The organism is Mucilaginibacter sp. SG538B, assembly GCF_013376065.1.
Lineage (GTDB): Bacteria > Bacteroidota > Bacteroidia > Sphingobacteriales > Sphingobacteriaceae > Mucilaginibacter > Mucilaginibacter rubeus.
This window is the reverse complement of sequence record NZ_JABMJI010000002.1, coordinates 56,087-80,541: the sequence shown is the minus strand read 5'-3', so window position 1 is coordinate 80,541 and position 24,455 is coordinate 56,087. Positions and strand designations below refer to the sequence as shown.

19 protein-coding genes are annotated in these 24,455 nt (G+C 43.3%); 15 read left to right on the top strand and 4 right to left on the bottom strand.

Annotated features, from left to right (window positions below; all coding sequences use genetic code 11):
- Positions 1-113: 113 nt before the first annotated feature.
- The 11 genes from mraY to FHW88_RS09580 all read left to right on the top strand — a co-directional run bounded on the left by mraY (position 114) and on the right by FHW88_RS09580 (position 14,570).
- Entirely contained in the window at positions 114-1,355 is a 1,242-nt protein-coding gene (gene mraY, locus FHW88_RS09630; RefSeq protein WP_090531268.1) for a phospho-N-acetylmuramoyl-pentapeptide-transferase, read from the top strand.
- Positions 1,356-1,487: 132 nt separating this feature from the next.
- The gene (murD, locus tag FHW88_RS09625; RefSeq protein WP_090529895.1) at positions 1,488-2,864 is read left to right on the top strand and encodes a UDP-N-acetylmuramoyl-L-alanine--D-glutamate ligase; all 1,377 of its coding nucleotides are present in this window, start codon (positions 1,488-1,490) and stop codon (positions 2,862-2,864) included.
- Positions 2,865-2,967: 103 nt separating this feature from the next.
- Positions 2,968-4,152 carry an FtsW/RodA/SpoVE family cell cycle protein gene (locus FHW88_RS09620; RefSeq protein WP_090531265.1) on the top strand — a complete coding sequence of 395 codons (1,185 nt, stop codon included), beginning with the start codon at positions 2,968-2,970 and terminating at the stop codon, positions 4,150-4,152.
- Between the two features lie 79 nt (positions 4,153-4,231).
- A complete protein-coding gene (gene murG, locus FHW88_RS09615) occupies positions 4,232-5,380 on the top strand; it encodes an undecaprenyldiphospho-muramoylpentapeptide beta-N-acetylglucosaminyltransferase (protein WP_090531263.1) in 1,149 nt (382 codons plus the stop codon).
- Positions 5,381-5,433: 53 nt separating this feature from the next.
- Positions 5,434-6,792, top strand: coding sequence for a UDP-N-acetylmuramate--L-alanine ligase (gene murC, locus FHW88_RS09610; RefSeq protein ID WP_176625080.1), 1,359 nt, complete (start codon positions 5,434-5,436; stop codon positions 6,790-6,792).
- The gene (locus FHW88_RS09605) at positions 6,785-7,648 is read left to right on the top strand and encodes a cell division protein FtsQ/DivIB (protein WP_176625078.1); all 864 of its coding nucleotides are present in this window, start codon (positions 6,785-6,787) and stop codon (positions 7,646-7,648) included. Before murC ends, FHW88_RS09605 begins: the two co-directional genes overlap by 8 nt.
- A 1-nt stretch (position 7,649) precedes the next feature.
- Positions 7,650-8,993, top strand: a complete 1,344-nt coding sequence (ftsA, locus tag FHW88_RS09600) for a cell division protein FtsA (RefSeq protein ID WP_090529889.1) — start codon at positions 7,650-7,652, stop codon at positions 8,991-8,993.
- A gap of 130 nt (positions 8,994-9,123) precedes the next feature.
- A complete protein-coding gene (ftsZ, locus tag FHW88_RS09595) occupies positions 9,124-10,731 on the top strand; it encodes a cell division protein FtsZ (RefSeq protein WP_090529886.1) in 1,608 nt (535 codons plus the stop codon).
- A 379-nt stretch (positions 10,732-11,110) separates the two neighbouring features.
- Positions 11,111-12,355 (top strand): aminotransferase class I/II-fold pyridoxal phosphate-dependent enzyme, encoded by a 1,245-nt coding sequence (locus tag FHW88_RS09590; protein WP_176625076.1) that lies wholly within the window; start codon positions 11,111-11,113, stop codon positions 12,353-12,355.
- A gap of 283 nt (positions 12,356-12,638) precedes the next feature.
- The gene (locus tag FHW88_RS09585) at positions 12,639-14,075 is read left to right on the top strand and encodes a glycoside hydrolase family 125 protein (protein WP_176625074.1); all 1,437 of its coding nucleotides are present in this window, start codon (positions 12,639-12,641) and stop codon (positions 14,073-14,075) included.
- Positions 14,076-14,390: 315 nt separating this feature from the next.
- On the top strand, positions 14,391-14,570 hold the full coding sequence (locus FHW88_RS09580; protein ID WP_090529881.1) for a histone H1: 180 nt from the start codon (positions 14,391-14,393) through the stop codon (positions 14,568-14,570).
- Between the two features lie 219 nt (positions 14,571-14,789).
- Here the strand turns inward: FHW88_RS09580 and dapA are convergent, their stop codons facing one another.
- Entirely contained in the window at positions 14,790-15,686 is an 897-nt protein-coding gene (dapA, locus tag FHW88_RS09575) for a 4-hydroxy-tetrahydrodipicolinate synthase (protein WP_090529878.1), read from the bottom strand.
- A gap of 434 nt (positions 15,687-16,120) precedes the next feature.
- Entirely contained in the window at positions 16,121-17,959 is a 1,839-nt protein-coding gene (locus FHW88_RS09570; protein ID WP_176625072.1) for a UbiD family decarboxylase, read from the bottom strand.
- A gap of 156 nt (positions 17,960-18,115) precedes the next feature.
- On the opposite strand from FHW88_RS09570, the gene FHW88_RS09565 reads away from it, so the two are divergent.
- The 3 genes from FHW88_RS09565 to FHW88_RS09555 all read left to right on the top strand — a co-directional run bounded on the left by FHW88_RS09565 (position 18,116) and on the right by FHW88_RS09555 (position 19,745).
- The gene (locus tag FHW88_RS09565; protein WP_090529871.1) at positions 18,116-18,952 is read left to right on the top strand and encodes a sulfite exporter TauE/SafE family protein; all 837 of its coding nucleotides are present in this window, start codon (positions 18,116-18,118) and stop codon (positions 18,950-18,952) included.
- 141 nt (positions 18,953-19,093) lie between these two features.
- Positions 19,094-19,474: a DUF1634 domain-containing protein gene (locus FHW88_RS09560; RefSeq protein ID WP_090529868.1), complete on the top strand. Its 381-nt coding sequence runs from the start codon at positions 19,094-19,096 to the stop codon at positions 19,472-19,474.
- A gap of 43 nt (positions 19,475-19,517) precedes the next feature.
- Complete coding sequence (locus FHW88_RS09555) at positions 19,518-19,745, top strand: KTSC domain-containing protein (RefSeq protein WP_090529865.1); 228 nt, start codon at positions 19,518-19,520, stop codon at positions 19,743-19,745.
- Here FHW88_RS09555 and FHW88_RS09550 read toward each other — a convergent pair.
- Complete coding sequence (locus FHW88_RS09550) at positions 19,742-22,186, bottom strand: outer membrane beta-barrel family protein (protein ID WP_176625070.1); 2,445 nt, start codon at positions 22,184-22,186, stop codon at positions 19,742-19,744. The two genes, FHW88_RS09555 and FHW88_RS09550, sit on opposite strands and share 4 nt — an antisense overlap.
- A 284-nt stretch (positions 22,187-22,470) precedes the next feature.
- Between FHW88_RS09550 and FHW88_RS09545 the strand changes: the two genes are divergently transcribed.
- Positions 22,471-23,787 (top strand): alpha/beta fold hydrolase, encoded by a 1,317-nt coding sequence (locus FHW88_RS09545; protein ID WP_176625068.1) that lies wholly within the window; start codon positions 22,471-22,473, stop codon positions 23,785-23,787.
- A 132-nt stretch (positions 23,788-23,919) separates the two neighbouring features.
- Here FHW88_RS09545 and FHW88_RS09540 read toward each other — a convergent pair whose 3' ends face one another.
- Positions 23,920-24,390, bottom strand: a complete 471-nt coding sequence (locus FHW88_RS09540; protein ID WP_176625066.1) for a DinB family protein — start codon at positions 24,388-24,390, stop codon at positions 23,920-23,922.
- Between the last annotated feature and the right edge of the window lie 65 nt (positions 24,391-24,455).

Below are 24,455 nucleotides of genomic sequence, written 5' to 3'. Positions count from 1 at the left end.
CAACTAATTGATAGAGAGTAAAAGGAATTAAAAACGCAAATCTGCAAGAACTAAGATGAGCAAGTCAATCATCTGCACATCTGAAATCTGCACATCTGCAAATTGAAAAAGCAATGTTGTATTACCTGTTTAACTATTTAAGCAAAAATTACAGTATCCCCGGGGTGGGTGTATTTCAATACATCACGTTCAGGATGGCGATGGCTGTAATTACTTCATTGCTGATCACTACTGTTTATGGCAGGCGGCTAATAGATTATCTACGCTTTAAACAGGTGGGCGAAACCGTAAGGAATTTAGGTTTGGAAGGCCAGATGCAAAAATCAGGTACGCCAACTATGGGTGGTATCATCATTTTGCTGGGTATTTTAATACCAACACTGCTGTTTGCCAAGCTGGAGAATGTGTATGTGATCCTGATGATCATTACCACCGTTTGGCTGGGAGCTATCGGTTTTCTGGATGATTACATTAAAGTATTTAAAAAGAATAAAGAAGGCTTAGCGGGCAGGTTTAAGATTATTGGTCAGGTGGGTTTATCACTTATTGTTGGCTGGACAATGTATTTCAACAGTAATATCATCATCCGCCAGGAAGTTGTGCTTCCGGTGAAGGATGATGCTCCGGTTGAGTTTCACATGAAGCGTAATACTCCGGTTTACACTCAGGACGTACACTCTACCAAAACAACAATGCCATTCTACAAAAACAATGAGTTTGATTACGGCAAAGTGTTGAAGTTTTTGGGTAAAGGTTATGAGCAATACGCGTTGGTGGTGTTCCTGTTTTTTGTGATTATCATCATTACGTTCATATCAAACGGAGCAAATATTACCGACGGGATTGATGGCTTGGCGACGGGCACATCTGCCATTATAGGTATTACGCTGGCTATACTGGCCTATGTATCGGGTAACACGGTTATTGCCGACTATCTGAACATCATGTACATCCCTAATTCGGGTGAGCTGGTAATTTTCGCCGGTGCCTTTGTCGGGGCTTGCGTAGGCTTTTTATGGTACAACTCGTACCCGGCACAGGTGTTTATGGGTGATACTGGTAGTTTGGCTATAGGTGGTATCATAGCGGTATTTGCTATCATGATCCGTAAGGAACTGATGCTGCCATTGCTGTGTGGTATTTTCCTGGTAGAGAATTTTTCGGTGATTATCCAGGTTTCATGGTTTAAATACACCAAAAAGAAATTCGGCGAAGGCAGGCGCGTGTTTTTAATGGCGCCGCTGCATCACCATTACCAGAAAAAGGGTTTCCATGAAGCAAAGATTGTTACCCGCTTCTGGATCATCTGTATCATACTGGCGATAGTGACGGTGATAACGTTGAAACTTCGTTAGAGGTTAGTGATTGAAGCTTAGAGGTTAGGGAAAGAAAAATATTAGAAAAGCGAATCGGTGATATCATTGAATCACCAAAAAGAAATCGGTGGAATCACCAAAAAATCGGTGTAATCCCAAAAGAAAAAAGAAATGAGTCAGGACAATAACATATCAACGCAGTCAACTCCTAAAGTGAGGATAGTAATCCTTGGTGCGGGAGAGAGCGGCGCCGGTGCAGCCTACTTGGCGCAGCAACAGGGCTTTGATGTTTTTGTGTCGGATTTTGGCGGCATTGCCGACAACTATAAAAAGCAACTCGAAGACTGGAATATTCCTTTTGAAGAGAAACAGCATACTGAAGAACTGATCCTGAATGCGGTAGAAGTGATCAAAAGCCCCGGTATTCCGGATAAGGCCCCGATCATTAAAAAACTGCATGAAAATGGGACACCTGTGATATCGGAGATTGAGTTTGCCGGGAGGTACACTGATGCAAAGATCATTGGTATAACAGGTTCAAACGGTAAAACGACCACCACCAGCTTAACCTACCACATTTTAAAAGATGCGGGGATGAATGTTGGGTTGGCGGGCAACATCGGCAAAAGCTTTGCCTACCAGGTTGCCACCGAAAAGTTTGACTGGTATGTGCTGGAGCTAAGCAGTTTTATGCTTGATGATATGTTCAGGTTTAAAGTTGATATAGCGGTACTACTAAACATCACACCTGATCATTTGGATAGGTATGATTATAAACTGGAAAATTATGCGGCATCCAAATTCAGGATAACGCAGAACCAGACTGCAGCCGATTATTTCATTTATTGTGCCGATGATCCGGAAACAATAAAGGGAATGAAAGAGCGAACGTTCGGGGCACAGCTGTTGCCGTTTTCCATACAGCAAAAATTTGAACCGGGGGCATACCTGGATAACAGCGACAATATTGTCATTAACACAACACAAGAACATTTTACAATGTCAATTCAAGATCTGGCCCTGCAAGGCAAACACAACATTTACAACTCCATGGCATCGGGTATTGTGGCAAAAGTGTTGGAGCTACGCAACGAAACGATGAGGGAGAGCATGGGCAACTTTAAAAGCATTGAGCACCGCCTGGAGTTTGTTGCCAATATATCCGGTATCCGCTTCATCAACGATTCAAAAGCTACCAATGTTAATTCAACATGGTACGCTTTGGAAAGTATGACCAGCGATGTAGTGCTGATTTTGGGTGGTGTTGACAAAGGAAATGATTATAGTATGCTTAATGATCTGGTTAAGCAAAAGGTAAAGGCCATTGTGTGTTTAGGCAAGGATAACAAACGCATCCACGAAGCCTTTGATGATATGGTTGAAATTATAGTAAACACGTCATCAGCCCAGGAAGCGGCAACCGTAGCTTATCACCTGGCAACTAAAGGCGATACGGTGCTATTATCACCGGCTTGCGCCAGCTTCGATCTGTTTAAAAACTACGAAGACCGCGGCAGGCAGTTTAAGGACGCTGTGAAGGAATTGTAAGTAAAACAGTCCATAGTCGATGGTCGATAGTCCATAGATTATGAAAATTAAATCATGGTCTATCGACTATGGGCTATGGACAAATAAAGAAAATAAAGTTGCAATGCATAGGATATTAAACAATACAAAAGGAGATCGCTGGATATGGCTTATAGTCATATTGCTTTCTGTTATATCCTTGTTGGCGGTATACAGCTCGGTAGGTACGCTGGCATTTAAGCAAGGTAAAGGGGTCGAGATCATCCTCATGAAACACGTGTTCATGATAGTGGGTGGTATTGCGCTGATGTATTTCTCGCACAAGCTTGATTACCGTTATTATGCCGGTATCTCTAAGGTAATGATGATCGTTACCATTCCGCTGTTGCTGTATACATTGGTTTTTGGTAGTCATATTAATAACGCAAGCCGCTGGATAGCTATCCCGGGAACGGGTTTAAGCTTTCAGACTTCGGATTTGGCCAAGCTGGCATTGATCACTTACCTGGCCCGTACATTATCGCGCAAGCAGGAGAACATTAAAGATGTTAAAGAGTCCTTTTTGCCTATCATGGGTTCGGTTTGTGTGGTGTTTATCCTGATTGCATTAGCTAACCTTTCAACAGCGTTAATGTTATTTGGGGTTAGCATATTACTGTTGATCATCGGCCGGATCAGTATCAGGCAAATAGCTATTACCTGTGCTGCAGGTTTTATATTGTTGCTGGGCGTAATATTCCTTGGTCCGAGGAGGCATACCTACGTGTCACGTATGAAGGTGTTTATGCACCCCGAACTGGCAAAGGCCGATAAATCTTTCCAAAGCGATCATGCAAAAATTGCCATCGCAACAGGCGGGTTATTTGGTAAAGGTCCAGGGAACAGCACAGAAAGAAATTACCTGCCCGAGTCATACTCTGATGAGATCTACGCCATTATAGTTGAGGAGTATGGTTTAGTAGGAGGTATAATCGTAGTGGGGATCTATGTATTCTTGTTGTATCGATGTATCAAGATCATAACTAAAGCGCCAAAAGCCTTTGGGGCATTGCTGGCGTGTGGTTTAAGTTTTAGTTTAACCATACAGGCTTTTGCCAATATGGCCGTAGCTGTAGGCTTAGGGCCGGTAACCGGCGTGCCGCTACCGTTGGTAAGTATGGGTGGTACTTCGATATTGTTTACAAGCATCGCCTTTGGTATTATACTGTCGGTGAGTAAAGATATTGAAGAACCTAAAAAGGATAAGGCTATAAAGGAAGATAACACCGGGCCGAATAAGATCATAGTGGGAGAGATAAGGACGGCGTAGACACCCCCCCAGGCCCCCAAAAGGGGGAGGAATAGAGGTGACTAAAAAGCGTAATTAACAAATGGAAGATAAAAGCAGTATGAAAGCAGCCAATCAAAAGCACCCCCTTCAGGGGGCGGGGGGGGCGTCGCCGCGTATCATCATAAGCGGTGGCGGAACAGGAGGACATATCTTCCCGGCTATCTCTATTGCCAATGCTTTAAAACATATTGATCCCAATACCGAAATCCTGTTTGTGGGCGCTAACGGCCGCATGGAAATGGATAAGGTGCCGGCGGCGGGTTACAAGATCATCGGTTTGGATATTCAGGGGATTCAGCGCGGTTCTATCGTAAAAAACCTAATGTTCCCTATCAAACTTGCCAATAGTGTACGCAAGGCTATCAAAATCATTAAAGATTTTAAGCCCGACGCTGCAGTAGGTGTAGGTGGATATGCATCGGGTCCGTTATTGTATGCTGCATCACTGAAAGGGATCCCATACCTCATACAGGAGCAAAACTCGTATGCAGGTATTACCAATAAATGGTTAGGTAAACATGCCCAAAAAATATGCGTGGCCTTTGATGGTATGGAGAAGTTTTTTCCTGCCGACAAGATCATCAAAACAGGTAACCCTATCCGTAAGGATGCGGTGAACATTGCCGGTAAGCATATGCAGGCTTTGGAGTTGTATCATTTGTCGCACTTTAAAAAAACGATACTGATAACCGGCGGTAGTCTTGGCGCGCGTACGCTAAACAATAGTATCATGAACGGTATAGATAAGCTGCTGGCTGCCGATGTACAGGTGATATGGCAAACCGGTAAGTTTTATTATAAAAGCATTATCGAAAAACTGGGCGAAAATTATCACCCCGATCTGCAGATCAGGGAGTTTTTAACCCGGATGGATTTGGCTTACGCCGCCGCCGATATTATCATATCAAGGGCGGGTGCAGGCACTATTGCCGAGCTGTGTGCCATTAAAAAGCCGGTGATCCTGGTGCCTTCGCCAAATGTGGCCGAAGATCATCAAACAAAAAACGCGTTAGCGCTGGTGCATGAAAACGCAGCCGTTTTTGTTGCCGACAGAGATGCTGAGGCAAAACTGGTTGACCGGGCGCTTGAATTACTGGAAGACCGCGACCTGCAAAAAAAATTGAGCACAAACATTGGTAAAATGGCCATGCCAAATGCCGATGAAGTAATAGCAAAGGAACTTATCCAAATAATAAGTAACAATTAAAATGATGGTCCTCCTCTTCCAAAGGGAGGAGGGCCTTTTTAAAACAAATTGAAATGGAACTGCACGATATAAAAAGAGTTTATCTCATAGGCATAGGCGGCATCGGTATGAGCGGCCTGGCACGCTATTTCCATCATTTGGGTTGCATTGTTTGCGGATATGACAAAACGTCGACTGATTTAACAAACCAGTTGCACAACGAGGGGATCCAGGTTGTTTTTGAAGATCATGCGGATTATATCCCCATGAGTTTCCAGAAACCATGCAACGATACGCTGATTATTTATACACCGGCGGTACCGAAGGATTCGCACATTGTTAACTATTTTAAAAACCACGGCTTTGAGCTCTATAAACGCTCGCAGGTTTTAGGCTTGATCAGCAAGAGCTCATTTACTATTGCTGTGGCGGGTACACATGGCAAAACTACCACCTCAACCATGGTAGCGCATTTGCTTAAGGCATCGGGTAATGATTGCTCTGCTTTTTTGGGTGGTATTTCATCAAATTACCAAACCAATGTGCTGTATGGCAAGAACAACGTAATGGTGGTTGAGGCCGATGAATATGATCGCTCGTTCCTTACCCTATATCCGGATGTGGCTATCATCACCTCAATGGATGCCGATCATTTGGATATCTATGGTGATCACGCGCATCTAACCGAATCGTTTAAGCTGTTCGCTTCGCAGATAAAACCGGGTGGTACGCTGGTGCACAAAAATGGTTTGCCTTTGGATGGTGGTTACACCTATGCTTTCGAAGATGAAACTGCTGATGCACATGCTTCAAACGTGAGGATCATTGACGGCGATTTCTATTTCGATTATAACAGTAATGCGGTAAATATCACGGATATAAAAATGGGCATAGCCGGCACCCACAATGTGGAGAACGCCGTAGCAGCCATTGAAGCGGTACTGAAACTGGCTATATCACCGGAAAATATTAAAGCAGCATTAGCATCTTTCAGAGGGGTTAAACGCAGGTTTGAATACATAGTTAAAACGCCAGAGCATATCTACATTGATGATTATGCGCATCATCCCGAAGAATTGAGGGCTTGTATATCATCAATAAAAAGATTATACCCGGCTAAGAAGTTAACGGCCATATTTCAGCCTCATTTATTTACCCGCACCCGCGACTTTGCCGATGGTTTTGCCGAGGTGCTGGATATGGTAGACGAGCTGATATTGCTGGAAATTTATCCGGCGCGCGAATTGCCGATAGAAGGGGTTAACTCGCAAATGCTGCTTAACCGCATGCAATTGCAAAATAAAAAGATACTGAGTAAAGAGGCCGCGGTAGCCGCTGTAGCTGCCGAAAAGCCCGAACTATTGTTAACGGTAGGTGCCGGTGATATTGACACGCTGGTACAACCTTTAAAACAAGTATTAAGCAATGAATAAAAAACTCATTTGGAAGCGTCTGTTAATAGGTTGTGCCTGGGTAATAAGCCTGGGTGGCCTTGTGGTGCTTATGAGTTTTATTGAAACAAAAAAAGCGGGTGTAAAGTGTACCGCGGTAAACGTAAGCATCCCCGGCGGGCAATATTTTATTGACAAGCAGGAGGTTGATCATATTATTGAAGTTACCAGTCACTCATTGGTAGGCAGGCCTATCGAAAATATCAATATCCAGGAACTGGAAGATAAATTGAAAGCGAACCCGTTTATTGAGTTTGCTAAAGTTTATACCGAAATGGACGGTGTACTGAGGGTTGAAGTAAGCCAGCGCCAGCCGATATTGCGCATCATGAACCATTATGATATGGATTTTTATGTAGATCAAAACGGCTTAAAGATTCCGCTATCATCAAACTTTACCGCGAGGGTATTGGTAGCTAATGGTTTTATCGAAGAGCTGTTTACCAATCGGGTTGATTCGTTACATACGCGCCTGGCTAAAGATTTGTTTAAAACGGCTGATTATATCCGTAAGGATTCGCTTTGGGATGCACAGATAGCGCAGATGTATGTGAACAGTGAGCGCGAGATAGAGCTGATTCCGAGAGTGGGCAACCAAAGGATCCTGATCGGTAATGCGGATTCGCTTAACGTAAAGTTGAACAACCTGCAGGCTTTTTACAAGCAGGTGCTGCCAAAGGTAGGCTGGGATACTTATAAAGTGATCAATGTAAAATATACCAACCAGGTTATTGGTATAAAAAATGAAAATATAAAAGCAGATTCAATTAAGGCAACTAAAACTGCCAAACAGGATTCGCTTAGGACGAAAAGGGATACATCTCAAATTAAATTGTAATATGGACAAAAGCTCAACTCAGGAAAAAAGTTCGCCAATTGTAGTAGGATTGGATATCGGGACTACCAAGATATGTGCCATTGTTGGGCGCAGGAGCAAGAACGGGAAGATTGAGGTTTTAGGGATTGGCAAGGCCGAATCTGCGGGTGTGACGCGCGGCGTGGTGTCAAATATAGATAAAACAGTACAAGGCATTCATCAGGCGGTGGAGGTGGCGGGCTCGCAATCAAATGTAGAAATCAGGGTAGTGAACGTAGGCATTGCAGGTCAGCACATCAAAAGCTTGCAACACCGCGGTTTAATAACCCGTCGCGATCTGCAATCAGAGATCGGTCGTAAGGATATAGATAAGCTGATAGAGGATATGTATAACCTGGTGATGCCTCCGGGCGAGGAGATCATCCATGTGTTGCCACAGGAGTTTACTGTGGATAATGAACCTGGGATCAAAGATCCGATAGGTATGGCTGGCGTTAGGCTTGAGGCTAACTTCCATATTATATCTGGTCAGGTTACGGCCATTAAAAACATTGTAAAATGTGTTAACAAGGCCAGCCTGGAGAGCCAGGAACTGATCCTTGAGCCGCTGGCATCTTCAGAATCTGTTTTGAGCGAAGAGGAAAAAGAAGCTGGCGTGGTTTTGGTTGATATCGGTGGCGGTACTACCGACGTAGCTATTTTCCATGAAGGTATCATTCGCCATACAGCTGTTATCCCTTTTGGCGGCAATAGTGTAACTGAGGATATCCGCGAAGGCTGTTCAGTAATGCGCAACATTGCCGAGCAACTGAAAGTAAGGTTTGGATCTGCCCTGGCCGATGAGAACAAGGAAAATGAGATTGTATGTGTGCCAGGTTTGCGTGGCCGTGAGCCAAAAGAAATTTCGGTGAAAAACCTGGCTTATGTAATTCAAGCCCGTATGGAAGAGATCGTGGAGCATGTTTACTATGAGATCAAATCATCAGGCTATGAGAAAAAACTAATAGCAGGTATCGTAATAACAGGTGGTGGTGCGCAGTTGAAACACTTGCGTCAACTGGTTGAGTTTGTTACCGGTTTGGATTGCCGCGTAGGTTACCCAACCGAGCACCTGGCTAAAAACGAGGTATTGCCAAAAGGAACATACGAAGAGTTGCAAAGCCCAACTTTTGCTACCGGTATTGGTTTGCTCATTAAAGGGATCCAGAAAATGGAATACATGAATGAAGCGATCCCTGCCGAAGTGAAAACGGCTAAGCCAAAGTACGATGCGAAAAGTAAAGAAGGGGGCTTGTTAGACAGGCTGCTGAAAAAAAGCATCACATTTATTAAGGATGACATTAAGGATGAGGACTTTCTGAAATAATATTTATTCACAAGGGTTAAACTTATTCACATTGCTCACAAATGTGGATAAATCTTGTTGAAAAAGTGTTATTATTACGATGGTAAAATCTAATGTTGGGTTGAATTACATATAGCTGAAAACGAAGATTATGCATTTTGAAATGTTAAAAGAAAAATCGTCAATCATCAAGGTAATTGGTGTTGGCGGTGGTGGTGGTAACGCGGTAAACCATATGTACAGGCAAGGAATTACCGGTGTTGATTTTATAATATGCAACACTGATGCCCAGGCATTGGAGCTGAGCCCTATACCTAACAAGGTGCAATTGGGTGCCAGTTTAACCGAGGGCATGGGTGCAGGCTCAATACCCGAAGTTGGTAAAAATTCGGCTATTGAAAATATCGACGATATTAAACAGATGTTGGGCGTTAATACCAAAATGCTGTTTATCACAGCTGGTATGGGCGGTGGTACAGGTACAGGCGCAAGCCCTATCATTGCCAAGGCTGCGCGCGAAATGGATATATTAACGGTGGGTATCATAACCACACCTTTCTCTTTTGAAGGTAAACGCCGTAAAATGCAGGCGGATGCTGGTTTGGAAGAACTGCGCAAGTATGTCGATTCGTTCCTGGTGATCTCGAACGACAGGCTTCGGCAGATCTTTGGTAACCTGACAATGAGCTCTGCATTTGCCCAGGCTGATAATATATTGACTACAGCAGCTAAAGGTATTGCCGAGATCATCACCTTACCGGGCTATATCAACGTCGACTTTAAAGATGTGCGCACGGTAATGAAGGATAGCGGTGTATCTATCATGGGCAGCTTTAGCGCCGATGGTGAAAACCGTGCCCTTAAAGCTGTTGAAGGTGCATTGGCATCACCATTGTTGAAAGATAATGAGATTGAAGGTGCAAGGTATATATTGCTGAACATCAGCTCGGGCCTTAAAGAGGTTACCATGGATGAGATCAGCGTAATTACTGATTATATCCAGGAAGAAGCCGGCTTAGCTGCTGACCTGATCTGGGGTAACTGTATCGACGAAAACCTGGGTGAGCAATTATCGGTAACCATTATTGCTACCGGTTTCCAAACCAAAGATGAGCGCGAAAAGGAAAACAGCAACAAGAAAATAGTTTCAATGCTGGTTCCCGAAGAGCCTCAGCAGGCAAGGCCGGTTAACGAATTTATTAAACCAGTTAAGGTTGATGCTCCTGCCGAGCCTTATGCTAAAGCACCTAAAGAAGATGCAAAGCAAGCCGGGTTGTTTGATATGTTTGCCGGTAGTCGCCAGGAAGAACCTGCTGTTGTAAGGCATAGCCTAATGAATGAAGAGCCAGAGGTTGATAACGAGCCGGATACTGCTGGTTTCACTTTTAAAATGAGTGAGCCGGTGAGCTATGAGCAGCCTGTAAGGGAACAGCCACGTATGCCCGAGCCTGAACCAGAGCCAACTCCTGCACCGCAACCTGTTGGGGCTGATGATAACAAAACCAACGAATCTATAGAAGAGCAGTTAAAAAAATCGCGCGAGCGCATTATGAGACTGAAAGACCTGAGCATGAAACTGCGTACAGGTAATATTCAGGAATTGGAAAATGTTCCGGCTTATAAACGTAAAGAGATAGCCCTGCAGGATACCCCGGCATCTGACGAAAGCCAGATCTCACGTTTTTCCCTGATGCAGGATAGCGAAGGTAACGTGGAGATCAGGAATAATAACTCGTACCTGCACGGAAACGCTGATTAAGAGAGTCAGGACTTTTAGAGTCAAGAGACAAGAAAGAATAGAGAAACCACAATAATTGAATGGGAGATCAACAAAAGAATTATATCTGAGCGTTGGTCTCCTTTTTTTATTGGATACTAAGCCAGTATGTTATTGCGAGGAGCGAAGCAATCGCATACTGGCCGAGTAGCAGTGCAAGTCCGCCCTGTACAGTCGGCGATTGTTTCGTCCCTGGCAATGAGATGGTTCAAAGAGTTTTATACGGATGTAGTCTTGGCTCTTGATTCTAATAGTCTTGCTTCTTTCCTAAAGGTTATAACCTATTCTAAAAAGTTATAGCTATTGTTTAAAGGTGTTTTAACGGCTATATTTGCAACTAAATTTATAAAAACAATTCATTTTGGATTTATTTGATAAAATAACAAAAAGCTTGGGTGGGCCGATAGGTCAGCATCAAAAGTGGTCGCATGGTTATTTTTCTTTTCCTAAGCTGGAAGGTGAGATAGGCCCGCACATGGAGTTTAAAGGAAAAAAGCATTTAGTTTGGAGTCTTAACAATTACCTTGGCTTGGCTAATCATCCTGAAGTAAGGCAGGCCGACGCGCAAGCTGCTGCTGATTACGGTATGGCTTACCCAATGGGTGCAAGGATGATGTCAGGAAACTCCATTCACCACGAAGAGCTGGAGAACAACCTCGCTGCCTTTGTTGGCAAACAATCGGCCTTTTTGCTAAATTATGGTTACCAGGGAATGGTATCTATAATTGATGCATTGGTTGACAGGAATGACGTTATTGTTTACGATGCCGAATCGCACGCCTGTATCATTGATGGCGTACGTTTACATATGGGTAAACGCTTTGTTTACCAGCACAACGATATTGAAAGCTGCGAAAAACAGCTTGAACGTGCAACTCGCTTAACCGAACAAACCGGCGGCGGGATCCTGTTAATTACCGAAGGTGTTTTTGGTATGTCGGGAGCGCAAGGCAAACTTAAAGCGATTGCCGATCTTAAAAAGAAATTCAACTTTCGTTTATTGGTTGATGATGCGCATGGTTTTGGCACCATGGGTAAAACCGGTGCCGGTACGCATGAAGAGCAGGATTGTATGGATGAAGTGGATGTGTACTTTGCTACCTTTGCCAAATCAATGGCGGGTATTGGCGCTTTTGTAGCTGCCGATCAGGATATTATCCATTATCTGCGCTATAACATGCGTTCGCAAACATTTGCCAAGGCATTGCCAATGCCAATGGTATTAGGTTTGAAAAAACGCTTTGAAATGTTAAAGACTCAACCAGAACTTCGCGAGAAATTATGGTTGATTGCAAATACCTTGCAGGCAGGTTTAAAAGAACGTGGCTTTGATCTGGGTGCTTCAAACACGATGGTTACCCCGGTATTTCTAAAGGGTGATCTTTTTGAGGCTACAGCCCTAACCCGAGACTTACGCGAGAACTATGGTATCTTTTGCTCGATAGTAGTGTACCCGGTTATCCCTAAAGGCTTAATTGTACTAAGGCTGATCCCAACAGCGGCTCATAGTTTGGAGGATGTACAACGTACCCTTGATGCGTACAGCGCTATCGGTGAAAAATTAAAGGCCGGTTATTACAAAGAGAATAAACTGGAAATTGCTTAAACGCATTTGATAATACTTAGAAGCCTCGGAGAGATCCGGGGCTTTTTTGTTTTTTTTTGCATCTGATGTAGAGGCGCATCACATGCGTCTCTCGTTTGAAATGCCGCTATGGTGAATAAATTACGAGGGGCTTTTGCCCTTTTAGTAGACGTATGTGATGCGTCTCTACGTTGAAGATTACCACCCCTTGAAAATCCTTGATAAAACGTTCCTAAATTATTTTAGCAAGCTTTTTTGTTTAACAAAAACCCTTTTCTATTTTTACGCCTACCATATCAAAACCATGAAATTAACCAGACGACATTTTATAAAAATTAACAGCGTTGCGGCTGCCGGTATCGGTTTAGGTGTAACTCCTGTATTTGCTTCGGCTGTGGCTCCTGCCTTTGAAAGCCAGCGCCCAAAACTGGCCGACCGTAAGTTTACCAGTAAGGCGGTTGAGGCCATCATTAAAAAAGTTAAGGCCGATATTAAAGACCCTGAAGTTGCGTGGCTTTTCGAAAACTGCTATCCAAACACTTTAGATACTACCGTAAACTATTCTGAAAAAGATGGTAACCCTGATACCTTCGTAATCACGGGCGATATTAATGCGATGTGGATGCGCGATTCATCGGCGCAGGTTTGGCCGTATCTGCCGCTCATTAAAAATGATCCGGCACTTAAAAAATTAATTCAGGGCGTGCTAAGCCGTCAGGCTAAGTGCGTGATCATTGATCCATATGCCAATGCCTTTAACGAAGGTCCAACTGGTAGCGAGTGGGACAGCGACCGCACCACTATGAAACCCGAATTGCACGAGCGCAAATGGGAAATCGATTCGCTTTGTTACCCTGTAAGGCTGGCTTATAATTACTGGAAAATAAGTGGCGATAGCAGCTTTTTTGATGACAGCTGGCAAAAAGCAGGTAAGATCATCCTGGCTACTTTCAAAGAACAGCAACGTAAGGATGGTAAAGGCCCGTACTTTTTCCAGCGTAAAACCGAGACACAAAGTGATACCGCACCAAACAGAGGCTATGGGAATCCCGTTAAACCCGTTGGTTTGATCTGCTCTATCTTCCGTCCGTCGGATGATGCTACCATTTATCCATTTCTGATCCCCTCAAACTACTTCGCGGTAGCAAGCTTAAACCAAATGGCCGAAATGTACAGTACCATCGGTCATGATAATGCTACCGCTGATGCTTGTAAGGCTTTAGCAACAGAGGTTCAGGCAGCACTTAAACAATATGCTGTTGGCCATCACCCGCAATTTGGTCAGGTTATCCCGTTTGAGGTTGATGGTTATGGAAACCAACTTTTCATGGATGATTCGAACGTTCCAAGTCTGTTGGCCCTGCCTTATCTTGATTCGGTAAAAGTTGATGATCCGTTGTACCAAAGTACCCGTAAATTTGTACTGAGCGATAGTAATCCTTACTACTTTAAAGGCACCGCTGCCGAAGGCATTGGAGGCCCGCACGTGGGTATAGGTTATATCTGGCCAATGGCAATCATTATGCGCGGTATTACATCAACCGATAAAGCAGAGATTGTACAGTGCATCAAATGGCTGAAAAGCACACATGCAGGCACCGGTTTCATGCACGAATCCTTTAATAAAGACGATGCAAAGGACTTTACCCGCAAATGGTTTGCCTGGGCTAACACTTTATTTGGCGAATTGATACTAAAAGTGCACGAACACTACCCTGACATACTACAACAGACTTTTTAAACCAGCTGAATATGTTAATACTTAATAGTATTTAAAATACCACGTTTAAGTTGTATGGTTTGCTGTAAATATTATTTATGCCGAATTATGGCTTGTATTTTAATTATTAATGAATCTTATTTTTAAATATAGGTTTGATTTAAACTTTTTAATAAAAAATAAGCAACGGTTAATAAATCAAAATGGGCAAAAATGTGGAAAAAAACCACTGTTAAGGCCGTATTTTTTGGCTTCAAAAGTTTTTAATTACCAAAAAACATTTTAGCTTAGCTTTAATTAAAACAATAAACCTCAAAATTTAAAAGGAGTAATTAAATGAAAAAATTTACTGAAGTAAAAGAGCTTGTAGCAGCTTTAGAGGCCGACGCCGACAAATTCTACAATAAAGGAAACAGCGCTGCCGGTACACGTGTACGTAAAGGTATGCAGGATCTTAAAAACCTGGCACAGGCAATCCGCCTTGAAGTTCAGGAGGCGAAGAATAAAGAGGCTTAGTAAGATTTTTATCATCTTATTCCAATAAAAAACCCGGTCCATGGACCGGGTTTTTTATTTTATGGAAAGCTTTCGACATGTGACTAAAAAAGCCCTCCAGGGAATATAAAAAACGTCATTGCTATGTACGAAGCAATCGCAAACTTTACAGGGTATACCTGCTAATAGGGAATTGCTTCGTACCTCGCCATGACGCCTGTAGAGGATGATTCTTGTATTTTATGCTTTTACTGCTACCGGAGCCAGCTTTTTAAGCTCTTCCACAATAGCACCGGCAGTTTTTTCGCTTACCTGTACCAATGGTAGCCGCACTGTATCGCCGCAGATGCCTAATTGTTTTAGGGCAGTTTTAACACCTGCAGGGCTGCCTTCGGCAAACATTAATCGGGTAAACTCAATCAGATCAAAATGCGCGGCATGTGCTGCTTTGTAATCGCCGTTCAGCAAAAGCCTAACCATGTCAGATAATTGACGCGGCAAAGCATTACCAATAACAGATATCGCACCAACTCCGCCTAAAGCCATCATGGGCAAAGTAACCGGATCATCGCCTGATATAAACAGGAAATCCTCGGGCTTGTCGCGCATCAACTGGTTAAACAGGTCGAAATTGCCCGATGCTTCTTTGATACCGATTATGTTTTTAAACTCCTTTGCCAGGCGTACAGTTGTTTCAGCGCTGATGGTACTGCCTGTACGGCTTGGTACGTTATACAGGATTATAGGTAGTTTAGTATTTTGTGCTATAGCCCTGTAGTGCTGATAAATACCCTCCTGGGTAGGTTTGTTATAATGCGGACTTGCTGAAAGTATAGCATCATAGCCTTCTGTATCAAACGATTTTATTTGCTCAACAACTTCATGAGTATTATTACCGCCAATACCCGCCACCAGGCCAACGCGCTTATTTACCACTTCGGCTGTGAAAGCCCAAACCTGCTTTCGTTCAGCCTCGCTCAATGTGGCACTTTCGCCGGTTGTACCTAACGACACCAGGTATTCCACCCCGCCATCAATCAAATGTTCAATCAGGTTTCTCAACCCGTTGTAGTCAATTTGACCATCCGCATGAAAAGGGGTTACCATAGCTACCCCTGTTCCGTAAAATATATTCATGATTAAAATTAAAAGGATGCTAATATAGTGATTAGTGAGCGGAGATTAGAGGTTTATTTTTCGGAAAAGTGCCTTGGTTTGATTTAAAGTTAGATTTTGGATTGAGGAGGGTGCTTTTTCGAGCGTCACTTTTGGTGCAAGTGTTGTGTGATAGCCCGGGGGTATGCTCACTTGTGCCTTATTTGCAACTTTGAAGATGAAATGGGCGTTGCCTGGGGCCCAGGCTTTCCGCTCATACTGCACGGGGCCTTAGCCACACGGCAGGTATCCGCTGCAATGCTTAACGCATTTGTCTAAGCCGGAATCTTATAGAATTAAGAAATTGTCAGAAGGCAATGCAAATTCTATAAATTCTTTAATTCTATAAAATTCGAGTTTAGATAAGAAGTAGGTAAAAATCAAGAAATCTTTAAATCCTCTTAATCAAGGTTCTGTTATATTATCCCAAACAACGATCCACCCTTTTCGCCCAGCTTATCAACTGTTTTCTCTACTTCCGGCACCCGCTCCAACACGGGAGCGTGATGTGGTTTGATGCGGGCATCAATGATTAGCGGACCGTTACAGCCCCAGTGTTTGTGCTCTGTAAAGCTGCCAACACCATAAATATCATGCGATGGGTTGCTGCGGGTAAAGGTTACCCAAACAAAATTGTTAATGGTTTGGGCGGCGAAACCGGCATCATCGCAGAGTACCATTAAAGGCAAGCCGGTAAGGTCTTCATCCTGCAGGCTGTATTCTATAATGCTGATAATATTATCTATGTCCTTGTGATTTATATGTTTGGGCACTTCAACCATGAGCACACCAGGCATGGCTATTTTGTAAGCACTGATAGGGCGGGGGAGACTAAACCAATCGGGCAGCTCAGCCCACAGTTCACGCTTGATTTCGCCGGCTACGGTAACAGCTATTTTACTACCCGAGTTTAAGCCTTCGCCGCTATAGTCAAGCGTATCGATAGTTGTATTGGTATAAAAATGCAGGTCGCGGGTAAGGTCTACCCTTTGCAGAATGTGCTTCAGGAAACTGCCGATATCGTTTACATTAAGTTTGGGCTCGTCCTCCTGTGCGGCAATGAACAGGTATTTTGCGAGGCTCAGCTGGCCTTTGCCCAGTATGTGATTGGCGATAGTAACTATCTCCTGCGGTTTGCGCTCTTTAAGGTAAGGGGTATAGCGCTCGCTGCCAATGGCAAAAAGCAGGGGATGCACACCTGCCGCGTCAACCGCATTTACAGCATGCAAGCCGGGGATTTCTTTAGGAATAGCTGAACCGGTAATTTCATGGATCAAAGCCCCAAAGCTGGTATCCTCCTGCGGCGGGCGACCAACCACAGTGAACGACCAAACGGCATCTTTACGGTGATAAACATTATGCACCTTCATCAGCGGGAAGGGATGTACCAAACTGTAATAGCCCAAATGATCGCCAAAGGGGCCTTCAGGTTTATTTTCGTGCGGCATAACTGTGCCAGTGATCACAAAATCAGCATCAGCCGAAATACAGAAACCTTCTGCATCATAAAAATATCGGAAGCGACGGTTCCCTAATGCACCTGCAAAAGTCATTTCTGATAAACCTTCGGGCAGGGGCATTACGGCAGCTACGGGATGTGCCGGTGGCCCGCCTACAAAAATGCTGACTTTTAATGGTTGCCCTTTGGCATTGGCTTTGGTTTGATGCACGCCAATACCCCGGTGTATCTGGTAATGTAAACCGATCTCCTGGTTTGGGATGTAATCATTACCAGTCAGCTGAATGCGGTACATACCCAGGTTGGCGTTCATGATGCCGGGTTTATCCACATCCTCGGTATATACCTGGGGCATGGTAACAAACGGGCCACCATCCATAGGCCAGTTTACAATTTGCGGGATATCGCTGATGTTACATTTGCCAAATTTAATGGGTGCGCCTGCGCCGCTTTTCATAGGCAATGCCGAGAGCGCCGTTAACCCAATGCCCGCATATTTAAAAGGATTTTTGATGGCCTTTATTGGATCGTTTTTAATATCGACGAGTACCTTGATCTTTTCAAGTGTGTCCCTGAAAATAAATTTCGACCTGTCGAGTGTACCAAACAGGTTGGATACTGCCGGAAAACGATTCCCTTTTACGTTTTCAAATAGTATGGCAGGCCCTTCGTTTTCAAATACACGCAGGTGTATGGCCGCCATTTGCAAGTAAGGATCCACCTGTTCCTTAATGCGTATTAAGTGGCCGTTTTTTTCGAGATCGGCAATGCAGGCTTGTAAACTTGAATAACCCATAGGTGCGAAATTAAGAAATTAGTTCATTGGGTCATTCATTTCATTGTCATTGGGTCATTGACATTTCGGGTAAGTTTCACGCTCAATTAACATAGGCAACAACTCAATGACCTAATGATAAAATCCTTACTTTAGCCGGTAAATATCAATTACCCTATGTCGGTAACAGTACTAACGCTTATTATACTTGTTGGATCGTATTTAGCGGGTTTGCTGGGCTCGTTAACCGGGTTGGGCGGAGGGGTTGTTATTATTCCGCTGCTTACCATTTTACTTGGAGTGGATATTCAGTACGCCATCGGGGCTTCGCTGATCTCGGTTATTGCCACGTCATCAGGTTCGGCAGCAGCTTACGTTAAAGAAGGGATTACCAATATCAGGCTGGGGATGTTCCTGGAGATTGCCACAACGGCCGGCGCCATGGTTGGCGCACTGATAGCAGTTTATATCCCGACTAATTTTATAGCGGTATTATTTGGAGTGATCCTGATCCTCTCGGCTGTAATGTCGTTACGAAAAAAATCGCAGCAAATCCATCAGCAAAAAAGTGCATTGGCCGAAAGGCTGAAACTAAACGGCAGTTTCCCCGGCCCGGCAGGCGAAATTACTTATTCGGTAAGGAACGTAGGTGGCGGCTTTTTCATGATGCTTTTTGCGGGGGTAATATCAGGCTTGCTGGGCATAGGTTCGGGAGCGCTGAAAGTTTTGGCGATGGATGGTGTTATGCGCATCCCTTTTAAGGTATCAACTACTACCAGCAATTTTATGATAGGGGTTACCGCAGCAGCAAGCGCGGTAGTTTACCTGCAACGGGGGTACATTGATCCCGGGCTTTCGATGCCGGTAGCTATTGGGGTTTTATTAGGTGCCTTAAGCGGATCAAAAATATTGGTACATACTTCATCGTCGGGATGGCTACGTGTAGTTTTTGCCGTGGTGGTTACGTTTTTGGCATCGCAAATGATATATAAAGGAATTACAGGGACTATATAATTTGTCATTAGGTCATTGCGTCATTAAGTCATTTTTGTGTGAGGTTAAGTGACATGGCTGGTCGACCTGATAAGAAAAATGACTTAATAAAGCAATGGCGGGTAAGAATGACTTAATGACCAAATGACATAATGATATAAAATGAGCAAATTCAAAGATACCGATATGCAGGCCGTGATAGGCTGGATACTGCGCGCGGGAGTGCTGGTATCAATGAGCGTTATTTTTATTGGCGGTGTTATTTACTTGTACAGGCATGGGCAAACCCATGTTGATTACAGCAAGTTTGTTGGTGTGCCCGATTTTGTGAGTAACCCTGGTGGTATTATACACGGTATCTTTACTTTACGCGGCCGGGCAATTATACAGGCGGGGATAATTTTGTTGATAGCTACACCGGTTATCCGGGTGTTATTTTCGGCTATTGGTTTTATTATGGAAAAGGATTACCTGTACACGGCTATCACAGTACTTGTGCTGCTTATCATTTTAATTAGTATGATAAGCGGTCACGCCGGCTGATATTTTAAAAACTTTTTTGTATTTAATATAGTATATATAATAAATGCAACGACGTACAGTACAATCATCGGCTTTAAGCAGCGTTGGCTACGATCCGGACGCCCGCATTCTTGAACTTGAATTTCGGGAAAATGGCGGTGTGTGGCAGTACTTCGGTTTCCCTTTATCTGCCTATAATAAGTTTATTGGCTCCGATTCGCTTGGGCATTTCTTTGTTACCCGTATAAAGGGTAAATACCCCGAGTTAAAGGTTAGATACGCACATCATTAATTTCCGGTGCGGCGGCGCTCATCATCATTACCCGTATTGCGTTTGTTAGCCGATTTAATGGTGCTTTTGCCAAAACGATAGGTGAAATTGAGCCTTACAATGCGCGTATCGCGTTTATTTACCTCCGAAAGATCAATGTTTTGATAGCTGGCATGGTTGCGCCCCCTGTCGGTATTAAATACATCGTTTAGTGCTAATTTAATAGTGGCCCGCTTATCCAATATTTGCTTGCTGATACCCGCGTTTACCGAATAGCTTGCTTTTAATTCATTGATGCCATAAATGGTTGGGGTTTCATACCGGCCCGATATTTCACCAAGTAAAGTACCGGTGATGGTGAAGTTTTGTGTACTGCCAAAAATAATATCCTGCTTACCCCTGTCAAAATCCCCGTTTTGTGCGTAAGCTTTGTAACGCACATAAATAGCATCAAGATTAAAACTGCCCGACCACCACTTGGTAAATTGTACAGGCGCGTAGAATGAAGCCCCGTAAACAAAGATCTGCCCGAAGTTTTTACGGAGAGTTATGTTAACCTTAGTCGAATCGTTTTGTTGATATACCGGGAAATCATAAGCATTATTGGTAACTGTGTAATACAATTCGGTTGAAAAGGTTTGATTATAAGTATGGGAGATTTGTATGGTGTTGGTATATTCCGGCTTTAGCTGTGGGTTGCCGGCCCGATAATCATATAGGTCGGTGTAGTACAAAAATGGATTGATATCTTCGTAAAGTGGCCTGTGAATACCTCGGTTATAACCAATACCGATGATGTTTTTTTTATCGGCCTCATAACTTATCTGTACCTGCGGAAAAAGGTTAAAATAATTATTGGTATTTATCGCCGGTACCCGCTCATTTAATCCCCATGATTTACCTGTTGCATGAGTGTTTTCGGCACGCACACCTGCGGTAATATCCCACTTACCTATTTTATTTACATAATTGATATACCCCGCGCTCACTGCTTCGGTATAAAGGAACCTGTTACTGAAGTTGGGGTCGGCCTCATATATGTTGTTTATTTTGGGGCCAAAAATGAGATTATTATTGCTGCGGGTGTTGTTATATTTAATGCCTGTCTCCAATCGTGAGGTTTTGTTTAATGGGTTAACAAAATCAACTTTTGATGTCCAGATGTGGATATCTGACGGCGAAAGGTTTTCCAACTCAAGATCATCGCGGTAAGTATTGCCCGCCGGGGTGAAAAAGCTATTGGTAATGAATTCATTAGAGTGACGGGTGTAGGTTGAATAGTTACCATCTACCGAGATACTGCGGCCGCTTTTATCCAACACCGCGTTATAATTGATATTGTAGTTTAAATAGTTGCTGCCCCTGTCAAGGTTTGAACGGGCCCTGATTATTGAATCGAGCTGATGCTGATTGCTGATGTACAGGTCGTTGTGCTTTGTAAAATCATCACTCCTGATAATTCCGCTTACTAAAAAGCCTATAGTTTGCTTTGGGTTGATGGTATAATCGGCCCCTATTTTAAAGTTGTGGTTAGTGGTTTTTTGAATATTGTTATAATCAACATCGTAATTACTCAGGGTTTCGTTATAAGTAATGTTACGGTTGGTTGTAATAGTGCGTGTGCCTTTATTATTATCGTAAGTGTAATTTCCAAAAATATTGAGCTTACTGGTGCGGTTGTTGAAAACAATGCCTGCTGTACTTTTGTAATACTTTCCATAACCCGCCATGGCAGTAACCGTACCGTTGGTGCCCAGGTTTTTACCCTTTTTTAAAATGATGTTGATGATACCTCCGCCCGAGGCGTCATATTTGGCCGACGGGCTACTGATCATTTCAACCTGGTCGATAGTGCTGCTTTGCATACTGCGGAGCAAACTGGTAAGATCATCCCCGGTAAGGTTGGTTGGTTTGCCGTCGATGGTTATTAATGCTGCTTGTCTGCCGTTAATACTTAAAGTTTCGTTGCTGTTAACCCTTACCCCGGGTGATTGCCTCAGGATATCAAAGGCCGAATTTCCCTCGGCCAGGATGCTGTTTTGTACACTTAATACAATTTTGCCGGGCTTTACCTCTATGTAAGGCTTCCGGGCAACTACTTTAACTTCCTGCAGTTGGTTGTTCGAGAGTTTTAAAACAATATCATTGGCAGTTACTATTTGACCTGAGTTAACCTTATACGGCCCCGTATAAACTTTTACGTATCCTATTTTACTGATAAGGATTAAATAGCTGTCGGGCTGCAGGCCGGTAAATTCAAACTGCCCGTTTTTATTTACCAGGTTTGATTTCAATATAGATGAGTCGGCAGCGGCGAGGAGAACGGCTGTAGCTGCCTCGGCGGGCTGGTTATTTTCTGTTAAAACTTTACCCTGTATTATTGAAGATTTTGTTTGGGCAAACGAAATACAATACCCTCCGGCCAGGAACGCAAAAAATAAGCCTGCTACTAAAACCCTCATTAATCAGTAATGTAGAAATTTACTATAGTTTAAAAAAATATAAAAATGTACCGCAATATAATACAATATATATAAAATTATATGTATTGTATTGATATTTTAATTATATAATATAAAAGAATGTTGCAACATTAGTATGGATTATGCCGGGCAAAGGTTTACATTAATGCCATTAAATATTGTTTGCAAAAAACCATGCAACGGCATAAATAAACAAAACAACCTGATTTTTTCTTTATTTTCGGCCTCAATACATCATTGCACTGTATATTGACCATTATAACATGAAAAAACTTTGTCTGTTTATATTAGTTGCCTGTTTTGCAGGGAATTTATTTGCACAAACCCCTCCGGCCAATTATGCTACGGCCTTAAATAAATTTAAACAGCTCTACAATAATAATCAGCCGGATAGCATATACAGCATATTTGGGCCAGAAATGAAGAAGGCACTTTCACAAGCCGATTTCAAAAGTACAACTGTGCAGTTAAAAACACAATTAGGTCCATTGTTACAGGCCGATCTTGAAAGCTATGAAACCCCGATAGCGCATTATAAAGCTACATTTCAGAAAAGTGTTTTTTTATTAAATCTGTCGTTAAACGCCGATAATAAATTTACGGGCCTGTCATTGACACCGTACAAAGCGTCGGCTACAACTGCTGCGGCAAGTACCGCGGCGGGTACAACCATAGCTACCGATCCTTCTCTGGTCGAATTACCTGTAACGGTTAAAACTTTATTGGGTTCAATATCGGGAACGCTGGCTATGCCGAAGGACGCTAACGGTAAAGTGCCGTTGGTATTGATCATCGCCGGCTCTGGCCCTACCGACAGGGACGGTAACAGTCCAAAACTGGGCCTCCATGCCAATGTTTATAAGATGATAGCTAACGAGTTGGGAAAAAAAGGCATAGCATCCTTGCGTTATGATAAACGTTTGGTAGGGCAAAGCACTACATCCATTAAGGAAAACGAGATCAGGTTTGAGGATTATGTAGAAGATGCCGCCGCCTTGCTTAACATGCTTTCGTCAGATGAGCGTTTTTCACGGATAATTATTCTGGGACACAGCGAAGGTTCGTTGGTTGGCATGATGGCTTCGCTTGATGAGCCGATAAAAGGCTTCATATCAGTGGCCGGTGCCGGTGATTCGGCAGATAAGATTCTCACTGAACAGATGAAAGCGCAACCTGCTTTTATATCTGAAGGCTTTAACCGGATGCTTGATAGTTTGAAACGTGGTAAAACAACCGATAATATCGACCCCGCTTTGTATTTTATAGCTCGGCCGAGTATTCAAAAATATTTGATGTCATGGTTCAGGTATAATCCGCAACGCGAGATCAGGAAGGTAAAAGCACCAATATTGATCATCCAGGGAACCACCGATTTACAGGTAACTGTTGGTGACGCCGAAAAGTTGAAAAAAGCAAAGTCAGATGCTATACTTGATATTATCCCCAACATGAATCATGTGTTGAAAGAAGCCCCGGCAGATAAGGAAAAGAACAAAGCGACTTATAATGAGCCTGATTTACCGCTTAAACCGGAGTTTGTAACGGCGATAACAAACTTTGTGTTGAAGACAACGAGGTAACCTTATTAAACATACGTCATTGCGAGGAACGAAGCAATCCCAAGCTGTACAGAGAAACTTTACATAGCCGCTCTGCTAATTGGGGATTGCTTCGTTCCTCGCAATGACGGTTGTATATGGTTATCTTACATATCACCAAGCCCCCAATAACCTCCTGATCACGATGATCTCGGCAACGTGGTAAGCATTGTGATCGGCAGCTTGTAACGCTTCCCGAAGTATAGTTTGCCCGTCGCCATGCGGAATTTTTTTATAGATATCCCCGCTTTTCACCAGTTCTATTAGCTCTTCCAAATCGCTGTCAATCTGTTCAAGGCTGTTATCCCAGGCTGCATCATCTTTTGGTGAAAGCTCTTTTGGCCAGTAATCATCGGGCCAGTTTGGTGATTCGTGGCTGCCGTCTTTGCTAAATTCAAGCATATCCCACTGGGCTATCCGGATATGTTCAACCAGTTGCCATATAGTATAAGGAAGTTTATCAACTTTAACCCCGCGAAGATTGGGCGGTAAACCATCGAGCGCTTTTTTCAGATCTGCATGTGCGTTGCCACCTTGCAGCAAATGCACAATTTCATTTACTAAGACTTTATGTTCATTATTCATAGGTAACCCAAATTATAACGACTAATTCTCGCACCCCCTTTAGGGGGCCGGGGGGCTTAAAGTAA

What these genes read in the sequence shown, in the direction of transcription:
- FHW88_RS09555 (WP_090529865.1), top strand. Translation starts at nt 19,518, where the DNA reads ATGCAACGACGTACAGTACAATCATCGGCTTTAAGCAGCGTTGGCTAC.
- murC (WP_176625080.1), top strand. Translation starts at nt 5,434, where the DNA reads ATGGAACTGCACGATATAAAAAGAGTTTATCTCATAGGCATAGGCGGC.
- ftsA (WP_090529889.1), top strand. Translation starts at nt 7,650, where the DNA reads ATGGACAAAAGCTCAACTCAGGAAAAAAGTTCGCCAATTGTAGTAGGA.
- FHW88_RS09580 (WP_090529881.1), top strand. Translation starts at nt 14,391, where the DNA reads ATGAAAAAATTTACTGAAGTAAAAGAGCTTGTAGCAGCTTTAGAGGCC.
- murG (WP_090531263.1), top strand. Translation starts at nt 4,232, where the DNA reads ATGAAAGCAGCCAATCAAAAGCACCCCCTTCAGGGGGCGGGGGGGGCG.
- FHW88_RS09585 (WP_176625074.1), top strand. Translation starts at nt 12,639, where the DNA reads ATGAAATTAACCAGACGACATTTTATAAAAATTAACAGCGTTGCGGCT.
- FHW88_RS09620 (WP_090531265.1), top strand. Translation starts at nt 2,968, where the DNA reads ATGCATAGGATATTAAACAATACAAAAGGAGATCGCTGGATATGGCTT.
- FHW88_RS09550 (WP_176625070.1), bottom strand. Translation starts at nt 22,186, where the DNA reads ATGAGGGTTTTAGTAGCAGGCTTATTTTTTGCGTTCCTGGCCGGAGGG.
- FHW88_RS09540 (WP_176625066.1), bottom strand. Translation starts at nt 24,390, where the DNA reads ATGAATAATGAACATAAAGTCTTAGTAAATGAAATTGTGCATTTGCTG.
- ftsZ (WP_090529886.1), top strand. Translation starts at nt 9,124, where the DNA reads ATGCATTTTGAAATGTTAAAAGAAAAATCGTCAATCATCAAGGTAATT.
- FHW88_RS09545 (WP_176625068.1), top strand. Translation starts at nt 22,471, where the DNA reads ATGAAAAAACTTTGTCTGTTTATATTAGTTGCCTGTTTTGCAGGGAAT.
- mraY (WP_090531268.1), top strand. Translation starts at nt 114, where the DNA reads ATGTTGTATTACCTGTTTAACTATTTAAGCAAAAATTACAGTATCCCC.
- FHW88_RS09570 (WP_176625072.1), bottom strand. Translation starts at nt 17,959, where the DNA reads ATGGGTTATTCAAGTTTACAAGCCTGCATTGCCGATCTCGAAAAAAAC.
- FHW88_RS09605 (WP_176625078.1), top strand. Translation starts at nt 6,785, where the DNA reads ATGAATAAAAAACTCATTTGGAAGCGTCTGTTAATAGGTTGTGCCTGG.
- murD (WP_090529895.1), top strand. Translation starts at nt 1,488, where the DNA reads ATGAGTCAGGACAATAACATATCAACGCAGTCAACTCCTAAAGTGAGG.
- FHW88_RS09565 (WP_090529871.1), top strand. Translation starts at nt 18,116, where the DNA reads ATGTCGGTAACAGTACTAACGCTTATTATACTTGTTGGATCGTATTTA.
- dapA (WP_090529878.1), bottom strand. Translation starts at nt 15,686, where the DNA reads ATGAATATATTTTACGGAACAGGGGTAGCTATGGTAACCCCTTTTCAT.
- FHW88_RS09560 (WP_090529868.1), top strand. Translation starts at nt 19,094, where the DNA reads ATGAGCAAATTCAAAGATACCGATATGCAGGCCGTGATAGGCTGGATA.